16 protein-coding genes, 2 rRNA genes and 2 pseudogenes (1 of these 20 only partly in view) are annotated in these 19,299 nt (G+C 59.9%); 5 read left to right on the top strand and 15 right to left on the bottom strand.

The window, feature by feature from the left end:
* The first annotated feature begins 30 nt into the window (after positions 1-30).
* Positions 31-1,281, top strand: a complete 1,251-nt coding sequence (locus IMX18_RS03465; RefSeq protein ID WP_015271500.1) for a ribonucleotide-diphosphate reductase subunit beta — start codon at positions 31-33, stop codon at positions 1,279-1,281.
* Positions 1,282-1,480: 199 nt separating this feature from the next.
* A complete protein-coding gene (locus tag IMX18_RS27905) occupies positions 1,481-1,765 on the top strand; it encodes a BRO-N domain-containing protein (RefSeq protein WP_224765897.1) in 285 nt (94 codons plus the stop codon).
* 593 nt (positions 1,766-2,358) lie between these two features.
* Here IMX18_RS27905 and IMX18_RS03455 read toward each other — a convergent pair.
* Entirely contained in the window at positions 2,359-2,820 is a 462-nt protein-coding gene (locus IMX18_RS03455) for a hypothetical protein (RefSeq protein WP_085721554.1), read from the bottom strand.
* A 31-nt stretch (positions 2,821-2,851) separates the two neighbouring features.
* Positions 2,852-3,307 carry a hypothetical protein gene (locus IMX18_RS03450; RefSeq protein ID WP_015271502.1) on the bottom strand — a complete coding sequence of 152 codons (456 nt, stop codon included), beginning with the start codon at positions 3,305-3,307 and terminating at the stop codon, positions 2,852-2,854.
* A gap of 505 nt (positions 3,308-3,812) precedes the next feature.
* Between IMX18_RS03450 and IMX18_RS03445 the strand changes: the two genes are divergently transcribed.
* The 3 genes from IMX18_RS03445 (at position 3,813) to IMX18_RS03435 (ending at position 5,402) form a co-directional block, all read left to right on the top strand.
* Entirely contained in the window at positions 3,813-4,013 is a 201-nt protein-coding gene (locus IMX18_RS03445; RefSeq protein WP_052329232.1) for a hypothetical protein, read from the top strand.
* A 79-nt stretch (positions 4,014-4,092) separates the two neighbouring features.
* The gene (locus tag IMX18_RS03440) at positions 4,093-4,740 is read left to right on the top strand and encodes a hypothetical protein (protein WP_223997998.1); all 648 of its coding nucleotides are present in this window, start codon (positions 4,093-4,095) and stop codon (positions 4,738-4,740) included.
* A 71-nt stretch (positions 4,741-4,811) separates the two neighbouring features.
* Positions 4,812-5,402 (top strand): hypothetical protein, encoded by a 591-nt coding sequence (locus IMX18_RS03435; protein ID WP_170304005.1) that lies wholly within the window; start codon positions 4,812-4,814, stop codon positions 5,400-5,402.
* A gap of 1 nt (position 5,403) precedes the next feature.
* Here IMX18_RS03435 and IMX18_RS03430 read toward each other — a convergent pair whose 3' ends face one another.
* The 13 genes and pseudogenes from IMX18_RS03430 to IMX18_RS03375 form a co-directional block, all read right to left on the bottom strand.
* On the bottom strand, positions 5,404-6,300 hold the full coding sequence (locus IMX18_RS03430; RefSeq protein WP_015271506.1) for a LysR family transcriptional regulator: 897 nt from the start codon (positions 6,298-6,300) through the stop codon (positions 5,404-5,406).
* A 374-nt stretch (positions 6,301-6,674) separates the two neighbouring features.
* On the bottom strand, positions 6,675-8,711 hold the full coding sequence (locus tag IMX18_RS03425; RefSeq protein WP_217190953.1) for a pyridoxamine 5'-phosphate oxidase family protein: 2,037 nt from the start codon (positions 8,709-8,711) through the stop codon (positions 6,675-6,677).
* A 27-nt stretch (positions 8,712-8,738) separates the two neighbouring features.
* Entirely contained in the window at positions 8,739-9,368 is a 630-nt protein-coding gene (locus tag IMX18_RS03420) for a glutathione S-transferase family protein (protein WP_015271508.1), read from the bottom strand.
* A gap of 279 nt (positions 9,369-9,647) precedes the next feature.
* Complete coding sequence (locus IMX18_RS03415; RefSeq protein WP_015271509.1) at positions 9,648-10,205, bottom strand: UPF0149 family protein; 558 nt, start codon at positions 10,203-10,205, stop codon at positions 9,648-9,650.
* Positions 10,206-10,210: 5 nt separating this feature from the next.
* Complete coding sequence (locus IMX18_RS03410) at positions 10,211-10,762, bottom strand: UPF0149 family protein (protein ID WP_015271510.1); 552 nt, start codon at positions 10,760-10,762, stop codon at positions 10,211-10,213.
* Positions 10,763-10,853: 91 nt separating this feature from the next.
* Positions 10,854-11,843, bottom strand: coding sequence for an asparaginase (locus IMX18_RS03405; RefSeq protein ID WP_015271511.1), 990 nt, complete (start codon positions 11,841-11,843; stop codon positions 10,854-10,856).
* Positions 11,840-12,994, bottom strand: a complete 1,155-nt coding sequence (locus IMX18_RS03400; protein ID WP_015271512.1) for a hypothetical protein — start codon at positions 12,992-12,994, stop codon at positions 11,840-11,842. Before IMX18_RS03400 ends, IMX18_RS03405 begins: the two co-directional genes overlap by 4 nt.
* Before the next feature lie 10 nt (positions 12,995-13,004).
* Complete coding sequence (locus IMX18_RS03395) at positions 13,005-13,901, bottom strand: nitrilase family protein (RefSeq protein ID WP_054571840.1); 897 nt, start codon at positions 13,899-13,901, stop codon at positions 13,005-13,007.
* A gap of 144 nt (positions 13,902-14,045) precedes the next feature.
* Positions 14,046-14,378: pseudogene (locus tag IMX18_RS28330) on the bottom strand (FAD-dependent oxidoreductase); the annotation flags it as partial.
* Positions 14,371-14,724: pseudogene (locus IMX18_RS27895) on the bottom strand (FAD-dependent oxidoreductase); the annotation flags it as partial. The pseudogenes IMX18_RS27895 and IMX18_RS28330, both read right to left, overlap by 8 nt.
* A 144-nt stretch (positions 14,725-14,868) precedes the next feature.
* A complete protein-coding gene (locus tag IMX18_RS03385) occupies positions 14,869-16,512 on the bottom strand; it encodes an acetolactate synthase large subunit (RefSeq protein WP_015271514.1) in 1,644 nt (547 codons plus the stop codon).
* A gap of 363 nt (positions 16,513-16,875) precedes the next feature.
* Positions 16,876-16,991, bottom strand: a 5S ribosomal RNA gene (gene rrf, locus IMX18_RS03380).
* 131 nt (positions 16,992-17,122) lie between these two features.
* Positions 17,123-19,299 (bottom strand): 23S ribosomal RNA (locus IMX18_RS03375) (it continues 715 nt past the right edge of the window).

Below are 19,299 nucleotides of genomic sequence, written 5' to 3'. Positions count from 1 at the left end.
TAGATGGCCCTCAAGCAGGAGCATCTCACCATGCTGAGTTGGGACGAATTCGATAAAGAAGACGGCGAAGTAGCCGCCAAAGGCAACACCCCTGCGCAGGCCGCTGCCGCCGCCACCCTCGACAAGCTCGACAGCGCCGGTGGTGCCGCCGCCCTGGAAGCCCGTGCCGCCACCGCCGACGACTCCGACGCCGTCAAGCGCGCCAAGGCTGCCCTGAACGACCTCGACATCGCCGAAGGCCTGGCCGAGCTGGAAGGCTCCAGCGCCCGCGTGCGTGTTGACGAAAAGCGCATGATCAACTGCCGCGCCGACCTCAACCAGCTGGTACCGTTCAAGTACGACTGGGCCTGGCAGAAGTACCTGGACGGCTGCGCCAACCACTGGATGCCGCAAGAGGTCAACATGACCGCCGACATCGCCCTGTGGAAGAGCATGGACGGCCTGACCGAAGACGAGCGTCGCATCGTCATGCGCAACCTCGGCTTCTTCTCCACTGCCGACTCGCTGGTAGCCAACAACCTGGCCCTGGCCGTGTACCGCCTGATCACCAACCCGGAGTGCCGCCAGTACATCCTGCGCCAGGCCTTCGAAGAGGCGATCCACACCCACGCCTACCAGTACTGCATCGAGTCGCTGGGCATGGATGAAGGCGAGATCTTCAACATGTACCACGAGATCCCGTCGGTAGCGAAGAAAGCCGCCTGGGGCCTGAAGTACACCCGCGCCATCTCCGACCCGGAATTCAACACCGGCACCGTCGAAACCGACAAAGAGCTGCTGCGCAACCTGATCGCCTACTACTGCGTACTGGAAGGCATCTTCTTCTACTGCGGCTTCACCCAGATCCTGTCCATGGGCCGCCGCAACAAGATGACCGGCGTGGCCGAGCAGTTCCAGTACATCCTGCGTGACGAGTCGATGCACCTGAACTTCGGTATCGACGTGATCAACCAGATCAAGATCGAGAACCCGCACCTGTGGGACGCGGCGATGAAGGAAGAAGCGACCCAGATGATCCTGCAAGGGACCCAGCTGGAGATCGAATACGCCCGTGACACCATGCCTCGCGGCGTGCTGGGCATGAACGCAGCGATGATGGAAGACTACCTCAAGTTCATCGCCAACCGTCGCCTGACCCAGATTGGCCTGAAGGAAGAGTACCCAGGGACTACCAACCCGTTCCCTTGGATGAGCGAGATCATGGACTTGAAGAAAGAGAAGAACTTCTTTGAGACGCGTGTGATCGAGTATCAGACTGGCGGGGCGTTGAGCTGGGATTGATAGTCCGGGCGAAGCATAGAGAAGGCTGCCGATTGGCAGCCTTTTTTATTGGCAGGAAAAATGCCGAAGAGGAAGCTTCCTACAAGGTTCTCATTGTGACTTTTGTATCGTCGCGATAACGTCTGTTGGCGCTTAAGAACGCTCACGCAGCGGTATTCCGTTCCCGTTAGCAGCGGCTCTCCAAATCAGGATGGCCAAGATGAACAGTTTCAATACACCTACCCTATTCACCCGCCACAACCGCCCCCTCCACACCCTCTGGCTCGAATCCCAAGCCTGGTTTTGCGCCCACGAACTCGGCCGGCTGAGTGGTCACTTCTACGACGAACACTGCATGCGCAAACTCGACCCGGATCAGTACCGCTCCGTGCAGTTGCTGCGCTATGGCAAGTACCAGGAAACCACGATGGTCAGCGAATCCGGGGCCTATACCTTGTTGGCCATCACCATGTGCCGGAGAACCGGCATCTGCGTTGGTGGCTGACGCATGAGGTGGTGGCGGTGTTGCGTGATCGGCAGGAAGACGGGGTGGAAGATGTCCCGCGACTGGGGCAGATGTGCTGGCCTGGGGGGCGGAGCGCGACGTTGTTGTATTGGCAGAGTGAGCCTTGGGTGAGGATGCGGGATATGCCGGTGGTGCTGGCTGGGGAAGTGCAACAGCTGCCGCCGGTAGAGAAGCCGAAGTTGAGTTGGCGGGAGTGTGCGCAGCGGGCGCTGCGGTTGCATGGGGTTTAAGCGGCTGGTTTGCCTGGGCGGGCCTCTTCGCGGGTGAACCCGCTCCCACAGGTACTGCGCTGGCTTCGAGCTCACGCTGTACCTGTGGGAGCGGCCGTGGCCGCGAACACCGGTGCAGCCGGTACCATGCACCGCACCGCCTGCTTCACGGGCTTGCCCGCTCCCACAGGTACTGCGTTGGCTTCGGGTTCACGCTGTACCTGTGGGAGCGGCTTTAGCCGCGAACACCGGCGCAGCCGGTGCCATACACCGCGTCGCCTGCTTCGCGGGCTTGCCCGCTCCCACAAATGCCGGTGACATCCATAGCTAGTTCATTTGCCTGTCTATAACACCACTGCCCTGCTACTTCCCCTCCCCAACCGGCTCCACCCGCTGCACCACGATCTGCATATGGGTCGCCATGTCAGTCAGTATCACCTCCCCTTCCTTGTACTCCGGGGTGATCATCAGCGAGCGGATAAAATGCTCGTTGCCGCCCTCGCGCTTTTGCACGTTCTCGAACGCCACGATGACCGTGTCGTTGCGCCAGTTGCTGATGTCGAAACCGCCCGCAGCAACGAACTCACTAATGTCGCGCTCGTCGTTGAAGACATTGGCAGGCAGGATCAGCAAGCGGTCCTTGAGAAACACCTCGTAGTACTGACGAGGCCCCACCGGCCAGTTCTGCGCCACCACGTGCTCGATGCGCCAGTGATGGACATTGTTCTCATAAACCACCACGCGCTCGACCTTGTGCCCGTTGCACGCAGCAAGCAATGGCAACAGCAAACCAGCGAACCCGATAGGCATGCGGCGCAAATTCATCCAGAAGCCTCGTTACATCAGCGAAAACACGTTACTTGGCAGCTTTCGCCGCCTGGCGGTTGGCCCTGCGAATGTCCCGGTAGCCCACCAGGCGCACGCGCATTTCCCGGTAGCGCTGGGTATTGATGACCAGCAAGGCCAGCAGCCCGAACAGCAAAACCGAGACGTAGCCGCCCATGTGCGGCCGGTAAGCGTAGCTCGGCAGCGCGGCCAACACGGCCAGCCCGTTCAGGCCGATCAGCCCCCGCAGGCCCCAGGCGTATCCACGCACCAGCGCGATATGCGAAGCGGCGCTCACCGTGCATGCCAGCGCCAGGGCCAGTACCGACAGCGACTGGTCCGGGCTGCGCAGCCAGGTGGAGAACACCAGTGAAACACTGCCGCCAATGGCAAAGCAGGACAGCTGGAACTCGGCGATGAAAACGCCGAAATAGCGGGAAAGAAATCTTTGCAGTTCCTGACCCTTTTGAAACTTCGATCCATTCATATGAGTGAGCGCTGTCGTCCTTGAAAACCGTAGAGCGCGGCTAGCTTACCTTGACAATTGCGAATGAATAAACCATAAAACCCGACTTCGAAGTGCCTGCCAGCGCGATATCACTTTGGCACTTTATGTAAGTTTCGCACCTGTGCACATTAACAACTCCGCACAGGCACACGCCCTCCCCAGGGCCGATAGGAGATCGAATTCTGGTGAATGAATCGCCGTTGCTTTCAGCGCTGTTCCCGCAGGCCGGTTCTGGGGAACTGAAATGAAGCGTGTGTCCAAAGCCCTGCCGACGCTGCTGGCTGCAATCGCCCTGAATGCATGCGCGCATGCGCCCGCCCCGTCATCGAATGCGGGGCCTGAAGTTATCCTTGCCGGGCACAAGCTTGCACTTGTGAACCACGAAGGTCGTTGCGCACTGCGCAGCTCCGATGCATCACTGCTAGAGCTGGACATGCCCTGGCCCTGCCAATTCAGCCCGGATAGGGATGGAGGCAAGCCTCGCGTGGAACAGTTCAATGGTGTGCAGATCATCATTGTCAGCCATGTGCAGCCAGCCCTGTCGCTGCCCGGACGTTGCGATAGCCAGTACCAGGCTGTTCGCCAGATGGGCAACCGCCTCGAGCCTTCCATCCTGGCACGTGGCGCCAGTTGCTCAAGCGGCCCTGTGGACCAGAAAAACTTCGTAGGGCTGTTCGAGTGGTAACCGAAATCGCGGACTACCAGTCGCTACGCCAAGTCGTCCGCAAGCGCAAAGGGTGTTACCAGCCATGAAGAAAATCCTCTTGTCCCAACAAGATCGCGGCTTCGGCCAGATCGGTGGCGCGGCTTTGCTCAAGGACCTCTCCTTGTGGCCGAAAAACCCGGAAACCGGCATGTTGATGACGCCCATCCTGACCCTGAGCGAGCGTTTCCAACCGGCCATGTTTGTCCCACCCGGCATGGCCATCACGGTTTTCCTCGCCGTCGAGCAACATCAGGATGGCAGTTTCAGCCGCCCTCTCCAGCGTCGCTATACGGTCAATCAACAAGCCGAACTGCTGAACGTCCTCAGTAGCGGCTTTGCCCGGGTCATCCTGCATGAACTCGCCAGCCAGCCACTGGAACCCGCCAATCCCCCTTTGCTGCTGGAGCGAGCGTTCATAGATTTCGAAGAAATGACTGACGAAGAGCATGACGAGGAACATCAGGATGAGGACAGCGGGATCGGCCTGAGCAAACCCAGCGGTAGGCCCTGCTGGCTGCAGGACCCGATCTACGAACCAACGCGCTACATGTTCATGATGCAACTGATAGATGCTGACGTGGCCGAAGCCAGCCCTCAGCATGCGGGGCTGTTCGGCGAAGGTAACGGCTATCTGTTCGTGGACATGCAGGCACGCCGTGGCAAGCAAGGCGACGACGCCGGTTTCTTCTTCATTCAGTTCGCCTGAATGACCAGCCAGGATCAAGGTCCGCCCATGAACATAGCTACGGCACGAACGGCAAGATCTCGGGGCCTGGTATGAATATCTACCATTTAGACAACGCGCCAACGCCTTGGGGAGACTGGGGCGCGGCACTGGTCCAGGGCATGATCGCCTGGGACGAAGATACCGATGTAGACAGCATCAAGCGCGCCGGCCCGTATACCCCGGCCGCCTACATACGTTCGGGTTCTCTGGTGCTCACCCAGCCGGTCAAGGAAGCCCTGGAAAAAAGCGGGCTGAAGGGGGTCGGGCGTTACGAGCACCTGGAGAAGACCCATATCGTGCACATCGACTGGCTGCACTGGGATACCAGCAAACCCATTACCGAATACCTCGATCTGGAAGGCGAGCCGACCTGGATCATCGATTCCCTGCCCCATGACCCTGAGCTTGCCGCACGTATGCCGGAGTACTGGCAGGCATTCGTGGTGGGCAAGCTCTACCTGCTCAAGGACCCGCAGCATGACCCTGCCGACCTCGGCCAGTATCTCAAGGTGCTCAAGGCCGACGAGCAAGCCGATTTATTCAAAGGGGATGTCTATCGTGGGTATTTCCTGAGCGAACGCGCCAAGGAGTGGCTGGAACAGCAGTGCCCAGGTTGCTTTACATTCACCCTGCTCGGTTGAATCAGTCCAGCTGCCGAGCCCTCAGCGCCTGCGCCAGCATGTCAATGAAGGCGCGGACCTTGGCCGAACCGTACTTGCTCTCCCGGTGCAGTATATGGATTGGCCACGGCGCCTCTTCGTATTCGGCAAGGATCACCTGCAACTGCCCACTGGCCACCTCATCCGCTACCTGATACGACAGCAGGCGGGCAATGCCCAACCCGCCGCTGGCGGCAGCGATTGCCCCGTCATTGCTGGTCACCGTCAAGCGAGGCTTCATGCGCACCAACGTTGGTTCATCGGTTACTCCGAAACGCCAGCCGGCTCGCGGCGACAGGTTGGTGGTGCCGATCACCGCATGCCCCGCCAGGTCGGACGGGTGCTTCGGCACGCCGTGGCGCGCCAGGTACTCGGGAGAGGCGCACAGCATGCGCCGTACCCTGCCCACCCGCAGTGCTTTGAGCCCGGAGTCGGGCAAGGGGCCGATACGAACGGCCACATCCATGCCCTCTTCGACCATGTTGACGATGCGGTCGAGGAAGTAGGCGGAAACGTCAACCTCGGGGTACTGCTGCAGGTAGTGGACGATGCACGGCATGACGAACTTCTTGCCGAACAGGATGGGCGCGGTGACGGCCAGGTCGCCCTTGGGCGTGGCGTTGATGCCGGCGGCGGCTTCGTTGGCCTCGTTGATGCTGGCGAGGATATGGCGGGTGTCTTCCAGATAGCGGCCACCGGCTTCGGTCAGGCGTACGCTGCGGGTGGTGCGCAGCAGCAGTTTGACCCCCAGCTGATCCTCCAGGGCGCTGACGGCGCGGGTGACTGCGGCAGGGGAGATGTCCAGACGGCGGGCAGCGGCGGCGAAGCTTTCCAGCTCGCCTACGGCGACGAACACCTTCATCAGGTGGATCTGGTCCATGCGGGTTCCTGGGAGGCTATGAAGTGCCGGGATTATCTTTCATCTGGGCGTTTTGTGTTGCCTGTTCTGACCTCATCGCCGGCAAGCCAGCTCTCACAGGTACTCCACAGGTTTCGGCAACGGTGGAGTACCTGTGGGAGATTGCCCAGCCCTTTGGGCTGCGCTTTCGCGCAGAGAACCAATATCGCTCGTCTGACGCGTCCTTTGTAGGAGCAGCCTTGTGCTGCGAAGAGGCCGGTACAGCCAGTAGACAGGCTTTGTCAGCCCCGGCCTCTTCGCAGCACAAGGCTGCTCCTACAGAACCTCGCCGAACCAATGAGTCATGTGTTGTTCTATGAGAGCTGGCTTGCCGGCGATGAGTCGGTAAAGGCATATCAGATATCCAGTACCAACGCCTGCCCTCCCTCCTCCACCCGCGCCGGTATCGCGCAACAGATTAGCGCAGTCCCACTTTCCGGCATTTCCGCCGGCGGATTCGGGTAATGCACCCGGCCACTGACCAACCGTGTCTTGCAGGTACCACACGACCCACCTCGGCAACTGAACTCCGGCGACAATCCGCGAGCCTCGGCCAGCTCCAGCAGCGTCCCGCTACCAGGCGCCCAGCGCGCCTCCTTGGCCGAAGCCGCAAAGTACACCGGCACCGGCTCGCTGGCCGCGGGCGGCTGTTGCAGGGTGGGCTGGTCATCGTCGGTGTGCCGCCGGAGCGTTGACGGGCCAAAGGCTTCGGCATGAATCCGCGCATCCGGCACATGCAGCCCACGCAGCCCTTCATACAGGTCCTGGGTAAAACTGCCTGGGCCGCACAGGTAGAAATCGTAGTCGTCCAGCGCCAGCGTCGCCTTGACCTGCTCGATACCCAGCCGACCGGCAAACTCGTAATCACGCCCCGCCAGCGCATGCTCTTCCGGCTGGCTCAGGGCGCAGTACACGTGCAGCAGGCCGCCGGCCTGTTGCCGCAAACTTGCCAGCTCCTCACGGAACGGCAGGTCGGCCAGGCTGCGCGCACCATGGAACAGATGAATGCGCCGTGCCTGCCCCTTGCTCAACTGCTCGCGCAGCATGGCCAGTAACGGCGTGATACCCACACCCGCGCCGATCAGCACCAGCGGCCGCGTACTCTGCTGGTCCAGCGTGAAGCTGCCCATCGGCGAGCGCACGTTCAGCACATCGCCTGCCACGACGTGCTCATGCAGGTGCCGCGAGGCCCGACCCTGGGCTTTGACGCTGATGCGCAGGTAACCGTCGGAAGGCGCGCTGGACAGGCTGTAGGTGCGGATCAGCGCCGCCTCACCGTCGAGCTGGACTTGCACCGGAACATGCTGCCCGGGCGCAAAGGCCATCGCACTGCCAGCAGGAGGCTCAAGGTAGAACGAGCGGATCTCACGGCTTTCCTGCTCCACCCGCAGCACACGCCAGGCATGCCATTGGCGCTGCCGCTGGCGTTGCTGCAGACGTATGTCGGCCTCGGCCCAGGTGCCGGTCATCAGGCTGGTCGGGGCGTACTCCTTGAAGGCCCAACGCAGGGAAACGGCAGCCGGGCGCCGCACCACCTGCTCGACCTCCAGCGTCCACAAGCGCTCGGCGCCTTCGAACGCCTGGATGGCGGGGCTGTCCAGCAGCAACTCGACATGCCCGTATAGCTGCAACACGTTGCCGTTGCTGAAATCGATGAATAGCAACCCTGCTTGCGGGTTCACCAGCAGGTTGCCCAAGGTGTTGAAGTGCAGGTTGCCAGCATAGTCGGGGATGGTCAGGCGATTGCCTTCGACCTTGATGAACCCGGGCCGCCCGCCACGGTGAGAGACATCCACCGAACGCTGGCCGTCGACATGCTCGACATAGCTGGCGACAAAGAAGGTGTCGGCTGCCTGGATCATGCTGACAGCCGAGGCATCGAGTGTCGTCGCATCGACACGCCCTTGGGCGGGTTCCGCGACACGGGTGTAGTCACGCAGCTGGATGTACTGCGGGCAGTTGCCGAACGACTGCTCCACAGTCACCTGCAGTTGCCCGTCGCCGGCCTGGTGGATCTGGCCGTTGAGGCGGTTGCGCCGGCGGGTGTGCAATTCGATCCCCAGCAGGCCGACCGCCTGCCCGGCAGCCAGCCCCGGGGTGGCGGGATCGTCTGCTGGCAGTTGAGTGTCGATCGTCAGCTGGCGCGGGTCCGGCGAGCTGACGAAACCTTCCGGCCCTTCCAGCAGCGTTGCCCAGGGCCGCCCCAGTGCGTCCACGCTGGCGGCGACCATGAACGGCAACTGGTGATAGAAAATACGATGCTGGTCGGGCATGTAGTCACGAATGACCTTCTGCCCGAACGCCTCCATGCGCTCCGAGACACCGGCTTTTTCCTGCAGGGTCTTCTCCCCCGCATGCCAGGGCGAGGAGTGGTGGTCCGGGTTCTGTTGCATGGCGGCGTTCCTCGCAGTGGCGGGATATCAGGCGCTGGTCTGCAGGCCGATCACGGTGCGTGGCATGGGCACGAAGCGCGGCAGCGCCTCGATCCGCGCCAGCCAGCTGCGTACGTTGGCATAGGGCTCCAGCGACACATTGCCCTCCGGTGCGTGGGCGATGTAGGAGTAGTTGGCGATATCGGCGATGGTGGGTGTGCTACCGGCCAGGAAGGGCGTTTTGGCCAGCTCGGCGTCGATCACCTTCAGCAGGGTATGGGCGCGGGTAATCACTTCGTCGGTGTTGAACGAGGCTCCGAACACCGTGACCAGACGCGCGGCAGCAGGGCCGAAGGCCAACGGACCGGCAGCGACCGACAGCCAGCGCTGGACGCGGGCGGCGGCAGCGGGCTCCTCGGGGAGCCAAGTGCCGTTGTCGTACTTCTTGGCCAGGTACACCAGGATGGCATTGGAGTCGGCGATCACCGTGCCGTTGTCGTCTATGACCGGGACCTGGCCGAACGGGTTGAGGGCCAGGAAGTCCGGCTGCTTGTGCGCGCCTTTGGCCAGGTCGACGAACACCAGCTCGGTGGGCAGGTTCAGCAGCGAAAGCATCAGCTCGATGCGATGGGCGTGGCCGGACTTGGGGAAGTTGTAAAGCTTGATCGGGTTCGACATTGGCTTGGCTCCTGATCAGCACCGGGGTGGGCTGGTGGAGCACATGCTGCACCGGTTCGGCTGGCAGCAGAATCCGTGTGGCGGGGAAACCATAATTTCGCGGAGCGGAATAATGCACTCAGGCTTCTGGCCTCCTCGCGGGCAAGCCCGCTCCAAAAGCACTACACCCTCCCGTGGGAACGGCTTTAGCCGCGAAGAATCCAACGCGGTGCCTGGCACCGGCTGCGCCGGTGTTCGCGGCTAAAGCCGCTCCCACAGGTCCCTGCTAAATCAGAGAAATCAGCCCAATCGCTGCTGCCGTTGGTAGAGGTAAAGAACATGCACAGCATCTACCACCAACGACACAGTGGCTTGGTGTTCTTCGAGGCTCATCTTGTCCAGGACGGAAAAATTTTCCTCCGAACCGTGCAAGGCAATAGCGTCGAGATATTTTTGAAGATGGGCAGGTAATTCTGTCCATCGTCCCAAACGAACACCCCGCATGTACCCGAAGCACCACTCTTCAAGCACTACAATTTCGCCCTGCGCAGTATCTCTGACCTCAAAGAACAGATTCAGCTCATCCGTGGCTTCGCTGAGCATGATCGCGACGGTATTGTAAAACTTGATGATCAAATCCGTGTAGCGCTGAGCCTGGGCCTTGCTTTTGAACCGAGGCAATTTGCCGCCAGAAACCTCCGGCAGCCACTCACTTGGTGGCAGCATATGCGGCGAGCTGCATAGGGCATTCACAAAGCCATCGAGTTCACTGACATCAAGTATCGCGTCATCATTGCCATACTTGAAAAGCAGCTCTCCCAGCTCGTCCAACTCCTGGTCGGTGATGGGGTTACTCATAGAGGTCAATCCTGCAGCCGGTGGTAACGGTAAAGCCTGCGTGCTGCCTCGGTCACCTGAGGCACGCAGGCCTGGATATCCGCTTCGCTCATCTGGTCCAGCAACTCGAAGTTGTCCTCCAGCCCATGCAGCGAAATGGCCTTGAGCAGTTGGTCCTGCTCCGGCGGCAGCTCGGCCCAGCCAGCGACCTGGGTGCCGCGCATATAGCCGAAGCACCATTCCTCCATCACGACTACCGTGCCTGCCTCGCCTTCACTTTCCTCGAACAGCGGCTCGAAGTGATCGACGTCGTCCCCCAACTCCTCCGCCACCTGGCTGGCATAGCGCAGCATCAATGCCGTATACGCCTCTTCATGCGCCGGCTTCTTGAATTTCGGCACCTTGCCACCAGCCACCGAGGGCAGCCACTGTTCCGGGGTGACAGTGGTCGGTGAGCTGGCCAGTGCAGTGAAAAAGCCATTGAGCTCGGCCAGGTTGAGTACCGAGTAGTCATTGCCGTAGGTGATCAGCAGGTCTTCGAGGCGGTCGAGTTCTTTTTCGCTGAGTGCGGGGAGCATGGGTGAACATCCTGGGAAGCAAAAGTGTGTGCACCCTAGCACAGCAACGCCCGAAGGGCTGCCCGCGCTTACAGCTTTGCGGGCAGATTGCTTAACGTGGCAACCAGCCATGCAGCAGCTGCTGCCTGCCAGTTCCGATCAACAGCCATAGCAGAATGCGACACTTGCGCGGACACAACTGCCCCGCCATATGTACCCCCTTGCTCTGCAGATCGATCTCGGCACCGGCAAAACCGTAAGAGGCCGTGGCTGTTGGGCCACTGCCTGTGCGGGTAGCAACAATCACTGGCAAGGTAGGCGCGAGATGGCCAAGCACTTCGGACCAGCTACTGGAAACGTGGCCGGCACCAAAACCGGCGATGACCAGCCCCTCGTAGCCCAGTGCCGCTGTAGCCTTCAACAACGCCGTATCTGCGTCCAGGCACGCTTCCAGCATTGCAACCCGGTGCTCGGTGCGATGCGGTAACGGCAGCACCTCTCGTGGGCCAGGTGGCTGACGATATTCCACGGCACCTTCCACAACATCGCCCAGCGCTCCACACCCGGGCGATTCGAATGCAGCCATCGCGAGGCTTGCCGTCTTGCGAACCCTTGCAGCACAGTGAACCTGATCATTCATCAGTACCAGAACGCCGCGCCCACGGCTGCCCGGCGCCAGTGCAACCTGCGCCGCAGCCAGCAGGTTGGCCGGGCCGTCGTTGCCCGGCTGGCTGGCCGCGCGCATGGCACCGGTCATTACCAATGGCGCATCGAACGGCCAGAGCAGATCGAGGAAATACGCCGTTTCCTCGAGGCTGTCGGTACCTTGGGTCAGTATCACCGCGTGTGCTCCGCGAGCCACCTCGCCCCGGGCCCAGGCCAGCACCTCGAGCATCGCCGCAAAGCCCAGCGAGGCACTGGGGAGCAGACCCAGAGTGGCAGCTTCAAGCTGGGCCATCTCACGCAGTTGCGGCAACTCGGCCAGTTGTTCATCGCAGTCAAGCTTGGGCATCACCCCCCATTCGCTCGCACTTGCCCGCATGCTCACCGTCCCTCCAAGGCTGGCAATCGCCAACTTGGGCAGGTTTGCATGCGCTTTCATACGCCACCTCCAGCAAGCAGCCCGACCAGCGGAACGATCGCCAGTGTGCTGATGGCCATCGACACTACATTGCCGATGTAACCATGCATGTAGGCCGGCAAGCGCTGACTGATGGCCACTGCCAACGGTGGCGCTACCAGCGCGCCCAGCACTGCACTGGCTACGACCACTTGCCAGCCTCCACCGTGGGTGAGCACAGCGGCAGGTACGATAGAGACGATGGGAATGTAAGTGGGGTACCAGCCTCGCGCCTGCCATTGGCGACGCCAGAACACGACTCCCACCAGTGATGCCAGCGCCTGCCCGGCAACCAGCGGTATCAGCAGCAGCGAACCGTAGACTGGCGCAGCGGGGGCCAGCATGTATGCCAGGAACACCCCCAACAGTAGCCCGAGGCTGGCCAGTTCATTACCGAAGAATGGCGCTTCGCTGAAATCGGCCAGTACACGCCGCAAGGTCCAGGCCACACCGAAGTCGGGCTGGGCCGCATCGGATTCAGGTGCGGCGGTCGGGTGGCTGGGCCGTACCCATGATGGAAAGCGCCAGCACAGCATGAACGCAATCACGCTTGCCAGCGCCATGCCACTTACGTTGCCGACTACCACCGGCAACTGCAGGGGATAGCACAGGTAGTTGACCATCAACAGGCTGGCTGGTGTTACCAACAGCGCTCCCAGCAGTGCGCCGGTGATGGTCACCTGCCAACCCGCACCAAACAACAGCACCATGGCTGCTGGCAAGGATACGAAAGCAACGAAGGTTGGTTGCCAGGTGCCACTGGCCAAGGTCCATCCCCACAACGCGTGACTGAGCAACAAGCCCAGCAGTGAACTGGTGAACACCCACGGCCATAGTCCGCTGCCGTAGCAGATGGCAAAGCCGTGCCAGCGATACCCATGCACATGGGCCCAATGCGCCAGGCAAGCTCCCAGTAGCAAGCCCAGGGCGGGCAACTCGTGCTTATAGAAGGCCACTTCGCTGATATCACCAACTATCCAACGCAAGCGGCTTAGCGGCTGATCAAGCGTCGCTGCCAATTGCGTGTAGTCCGGCCATTGGCCCTGTACGAGGCTGGCGGCCAGCAGCACCAGCAGGCAGGCAAGGATCAACACCGACGAACGCTGCCGGTTGGGGAAGAGTTGCGTTTTCATGTGCAACTCCTCAGCGGGGCATAGGTGCATGAAGGCGATAGCCAAGCGTCGCATCGTAAAGATCGGTGCGCCTGTCCCGCGGCAAGTCGTTGAGGCTGTTCCAGATCGGCGCCGAGCGGGCGCTGCTGAGGTCGACATCGGCGTAGAGAATACCCTCCTCCTCTGCACTGGCCACCTCGCCAATAGGCCAGCCATTGGTACCGGCAATCAGTGAACAGCCCAGGAAGCGACCACCCCGCTCGCTACCTATGCGATTGGCGGCAGCGATATAGACGTTGTTGGCGTGTGCCGCCGTCATGGTCAGGTAGGACGCCATGCAGCGCCCTGATTCATCGAACAGCGGTGGCGGCGTCCATACCCAGTTGTTCAGGCTGCAGATGATGTCGGCGCCTTGCGCAGCCATCAGCCGCGGCACTTCCGGGAACCAGATATCCCAGCAGATCAGCAGGCCGATACGGCCGATCGGTGTCTCGAACACTGGGAAGCCCAGGTCACCAGGGGTGAACCAGAGCTTTTCCTGGTTCCACAGGTGCGCCTTGCGGTAATGCCCGAGCAAGCCTTGCGGACCGAACAGTGCGGCACTGTCGAAAAGTTTCAGTCCCTCGCGTTCGGCAAAACCCGCAGCCAGATATACCTGGTACTCCTTGGCGAAATCCGCCCAGGCTTTCAGGCTGCGCCCCTCCTCCAGCGTTTCGGCATGGGCATAGGCCTCTGCACGCGTGTGGAAGGTGTAGCCGGTGTTGGCCAGCTCGGGTAGCACGATCAGGTTGGCGCCTTCACGCGCCGCGCACCGGGCCAATGCCAGGCCCTTGCTCAGGTTGCCATCGCAATGCTCCAGCCCGACCTGAGGGTCGTACTGGATGACAGCGATACGTACGGGGCTAACGGGCGTGCAGTGTTCAGACATGGCGGCTTCCTTTTATGGTTGTTTTGGAAGGGCGCCAGTAAAGCGGGGTTGGGCGGGGGAGTGACAGTCGGGGAGTTCCTATGGGATCGAAGGACAAGAGAAGTGTTCCAGTAGGAAATTCCCCACAAAAACTCCCGGATGCAGCTATTTCCCAGCTTGATAACGTGGGTAGTGGTTCAGGGTAAAGCCACCATTGAACGATGCCGATGTTCTGTTGCATAGGTTGATGACCACATCAAGCGCCGTGCGTAAACACGGCTCGGTCCAGCCGGCGTCAACAGAGAAGGACTCTCCAGCCAGATACAACCCTGAACTGGCACTCAGATCACGGTTGTACTTCATCAGGCTCACTGCATCGTAATAGGTCCCAGCCCGATACAACTTTGCGCAGCCAAGCGCGTTTCGATCAGTCATCCAACGCTGTATGCGAATGTTTCAGGTATCGATATAAGGCGATATGGGTTCAGCCACGTTGCTCCCCCATTTCAAAAGGGGTTACAGGTTGCTTGTGATTTCCTGCGTTATTCACCAGCGTAAGGTGACGCCCACCCACACGTCGGGACTGCTCGATCAAGGTGATACGGGTAAAGCCGCAACGTAGCAATTCTCGGGCTGCAGTTAGCCCGGTAACACCAGCACCGACAATACATATCCGGTGATCCGGCTGAGTGGCGTATGCAACTCCGCCCTCTTGTTCGAGTAGACGGCGATAATCAAAGCAAAGATCAGGAGGGTTAGGGTAACGCGCAGCCCACGGCTTTACGGACAGGGATGGCTCGATAGCCAGATCAGCAGGATGGTTGTGTGTTGAGCCGATGGTCATGGTCTCGTGTTCTCAATGAGTTGGGAACATGAGAATGATCAATCAAGAGATGCGTGAGGAGGTTGTTAATTAGCACCAACTGGCCACCACAGGATCGGGAGATATCTGTGGTGGCCGGGTTGATGTCAATAAAGCCGTTACACCTTACACCGCCAGCGCGCGCTCACGCAGCTCGCTATTGAGGATGCGGTCGTTCTCGCTGTAATCGACCGGGCAGTCGATCACGTGCACGCCAGGGGTCTTGATGCAGTGCTCCAGCAGCGGCAGCAGGCCTTCGGCGCTTTCCACGCGGTGGCCGTTGGCACCGTAGGCTTCGGCGTACTTGACGAAGTCCGGGTTGCCGTAGTCCAGGCCGAAATCGGTGAAGCCCATGTTGGCCTGCTTCCAGCGAATCATGCCGTAGCCGTCGTCACGCAGGATCACCACGGTGATGTGCATGCCCAGGCGTACCGCAGTTTCCAGCTCCTGGCTGTTCATCATGAAACCGCCGTCGCCGCAAACCGAGATCACCGGGCGGTCCGGGTGTACCAGATGCGCGGCCATGGCCGATGGAAGGCCGGCGCCCATGGTCGCCAGGGCGTTGTCCAGCAGTACGGTGTTTGGCTTGTGCGCCTTGTAGTTGCGGGCGAACCAGATCTTGTAGATGCCGTTGTCCAGGGCAACGATGCCTTCGGACGGGAGCACGCGACGGATGTCGGCCACAAGGCGCTGCGGATAGACCGGGAAACGGTTGTCGTCGGCACCTTCGGCGATCTGCGTTTCGTTCGCTTCACGGATCGCCATCAGGCGGGTGAAGTCCCAGTGTGTGGTTTCTGTCAGCGCTTCGCTGATCTGCCACACGGCGTTGGCGATGTCACCGATCACTTCCACCTGCGGGAAGTACACGGCATCAACTTCGGCGGAGCGGAAGTTGATGTGGATGACCTCGGTGCCGCCACGGACCATGAAGAACGGTGGCTTCTCGATCACGTCGTGGCCGATGTTGACGATCAGGTCGGCGGCTTCGACGGCGCGGTGCACGAAGTCGCCCGACGACAGTGCGGCGTTGCCCAGGAAGCGTGGGTGGCGCTCGTCGACCACACCTTTGCCCATCTGGGTGGTGATGAACGGGATGCCGGTCTTGTCGATCAGCTGCTTGAGGACCTTGGCGGTCATCTTGCGGTTGGCGCCGGCGCCGATCACCAGGATCGGGTTGCGAGCTTTCTGCAGTTTTTCCACGGCGGCTTCGATGGCCTTGTGCTCGGCCAGCGGGCGGCGGCTCAGGCTAGGCGGAATCGGCAGGCTTTCGGTCTGCTCGGCGGCGATGTCTTCCGGCAGCTCCAGGTGCACGGCACCCGGCTTCTCCTCTTCGGCCAGGCGGAAGGCTTCGCGCATACGGGCCGGGATGTTGTCGGCGGAGGCGAACTGGTGGGTGTACTTGGTGATGGGGTCCATCATGCCGCACACGTCGATGATCTGGAAACGGCCCTGCTTGGACTTCTTGATCGGCTTCTGGCCGGTGATCATCATCATCGGCATGCCGCCCAGGTAGGCGTAGGCGCTGGCGGTGACCAGGTTGGTGGCGCCAGGGCCGAGGGTCGACAGGCTGACGCCAGTCTTACCGGTCAGGCGACCATAGGTGGCAGCCATGAAGCCTGCGGACTGCTCGTGACGGGTAAGTACCAGCTTGATCTTCGACTTGCGCAGGGATTCCAGCAGATCGAGGTTTTCTTCACCGGGAATACCGAATACATACTCGACACCTTCGTTTTCCAGGCATTGCACAACGACATCGGCGGCCTTGGCCATCTTGCTTGCTACCTCAAGTGATGGGACGGTGGAAGTCCGGAAATGCGCAGCACGGTACGCTGGCATCGCTCAGCCCGGGGCCAAGAGTGCCCCGAACCAAAGTCTTGACGTAGGGTGGATGCGGGAAAGTCACGTGAATGTGACGGGAATATTGTCGCAACCTGGGTATTTTGCGGTCGGGGTGGGAGCAGGCGTGTCGAGGCGTCGAACCGCCGCGAAGCGGGCGACGTGGTGGATGGCACCGGCTATGCCAGTGTTCGCGGGTGAACCCGCTCCCACAGGGACTGCGTATGCCCGGGAATTTTTGCGCCACAAAGACAAAACCCCTACCTGCATGCGCAGATAGGGGTTTTGCGAAATGAATCTTGACGATGACCTACTCTCACATGGGGAAACCCCACACTACCATCGGCGATGCATCGTTTCACTGCTGAGTTCGGGATGGGATCAGGTGGTTCCAATGCTCTATGGTCGTCAAGAAATTCTGTTGCCAGAATGTCCAGATGGACAGCCCAGCGAATTCGGATATGCGATATTTGTGATGTTGCGAACTTTCGGTTGCTTCGTCTTCACCACCGCAATCTGCGTTAGCAAATTGCTTGGGTGTTATATGGTCAAGCCTCACGGGCAATTAGTATTGGTTAGCTCAACGCCTCACAGCGCTTACACACCCAACCTATCAACGTCGTAGTCTTCGACGGCCCTTCAGGGGATTCAAGATCCCAGTGAGATCTCATCTTGAGGCAAGTTTCCCGCTTAGATGCTTTCAGCGGTTATCTCTTCCGAACATAGCTACCCGGCAATGCCACTGGCGTGACAACCGGAACACCAGAGGTTCGTCCACTCCGGTCCTCTCGTACTAGGAGCAGCCCCTCTCAAATCTCAAACGTCCACGGCAGATAGGGACCGAACTGTCTCACGACGTTCTAAACCCAGCTCGCGTACCACTTTAAATGGCGAACAGCCATACCCTTGGGACCGGCTTCAGCCCCAGGATGTGATGAGCCGACATCGAGGTGCCAAACACCGCCGTCGATATGAACTCTTGGGCGGTATCAGCCTGTTATCCCCGGAGTACCTTTTATCCGTTGAGCGATGGCCCTTCCATACAGAACCACCGGATCACTAAGACCTACTTTCGTACCTGCTCGACGTGTTTGTCTCGCAGTCAAGCGCGCTTTTGCCTTTATACTCTACGACCGATTTCCGACCGGTCTGAGCGCACCTTCGTACTCCTCCGTTACTCTTTGGGAGGAGACCGCCCCAGTCAAACTACCCACCATACACTGTCCTCGATCCGGATAACGGACCTGAGTTAGAACCTCAAAGTTGCCAGGGTGGTATTTCAAGGATGGCTCCATGAGAACTGGCGTCCCCACTTCAAAGCCTCCCACCTATCCTACACAAGCAAATTCAAAGTCCAGTGCAAAGCTATAGTAAAGGTTCACGGGGTCTTTCCGTCTAGCCGCGGATACACTGCATCTTCACAGCGATTTCAATTTCACTGAGTCTCGGGTGGAGACAGCGCCGCCATCGTTACGCCATTCGTGCAGGTCGGAACTTACCCGACAAGGAATTTCGCTACCTTAGGACCGTTATAGTTACGGCCGCCGTTTACCGGGGCTTCGATCAAGAGCTTCGCTTGCGCTAACCCCATCAATTAACCTTCCGGCACCGGGCAGGCGTCACACCCTATACGTCCACTTTCGTGTTTGCAGAGTGCTGTGTTTTTAATAAACAGTCGCAGCGGCCTGGTATCTTCGACCGGCATGGGCTTACGGAGCAAGTCCTTCACCCTCGCCGGCGCACCTTCTCCCGAAGTTACGGTGCCATTTTGCCTAGTTCCTTCACCCGAGTTCTCTCAAGCGCCTTGGTATTCTCTACCTAACCACCTGTGTCGGTTTGGGGTACGGTTCCCAGTTATCTGAAGCTTAGGAGCTTTTCTTGGAAGCATGGTATCAACCACTTCGTCGCCTAAAGGCAACTCGTCATCAGCTCTCGGCCTTGAAATCCCGGATTTGCCTAAGATTTCAGCCTACCACCTTAAACCTGGACAACCAACGCCAGGCTGGCCTAACCTTCTCCGTCCCTCCATCGCAATAACTGGAAGTACAGGAATATTAACCTGTTTTCCATCGACTACGCTTTTCAGCCTCGCCTTAGGGACCGACTAACCCTGCGTCGATTAACGTTGCGCAGGAAACCTTGGTCTTTCGGCGTGCGAGTTTTTCACTCGCATTGTCGTTACTCATGTCAGCATTCGCACTTCTGATACCTCCAGCAAGCTTCTCAACTCACCTTCACAGGCTTACAGAACGCTCCTCTACCGCGTCATCAAAGATGACACCCGTAGCTTCGGTGCATGGTTTGAGCCCCGTTACATCTTCCGCGCAGGCCGACTCGACTAGTGAGCTATTACGCTTTCTTTAAAGGGTGGCTGCTTCTAAGCCAACCTCCTAGCTGTCTAAGCCTTCCCACATCGTTTCCCACTTAACCATGACTTTGGGACCTTAGCTGACGGTCTGGGTTGTTTCCCTTTTCACGACGGACGTTAGCACCCGCCGTGTGTCTCCCATGCTCGGCACTTCCAGGTATTCGGAGTTTGCATCGGTTTGGTAAGTCGGGATGACCCCCTAGCCGAAACAGTGCTCTACCCCCTGGAGTGATACATGAGGCGCTACCTAAATAGCTTTCGAGGAGAACCAGCTATCTCCGAGCTTGATTAGCCTTTCACTCCGATCCACAGGTCATCCGCTAACTTTTCAACGGTAGTCGGTTCGGTCCTCC

It is taken from the genome of Pseudomonas shirazica, from assembly GCF_015168335.1.
Taxonomy (GTDB): domain Bacteria; phylum Pseudomonadota; class Gammaproteobacteria; order Pseudomonadales; family Pseudomonadaceae; genus Aquipseudomonas; species Aquipseudomonas asiatica.
This window is presented reverse-complemented; position numbering and strand designations above follow the sequence as displayed.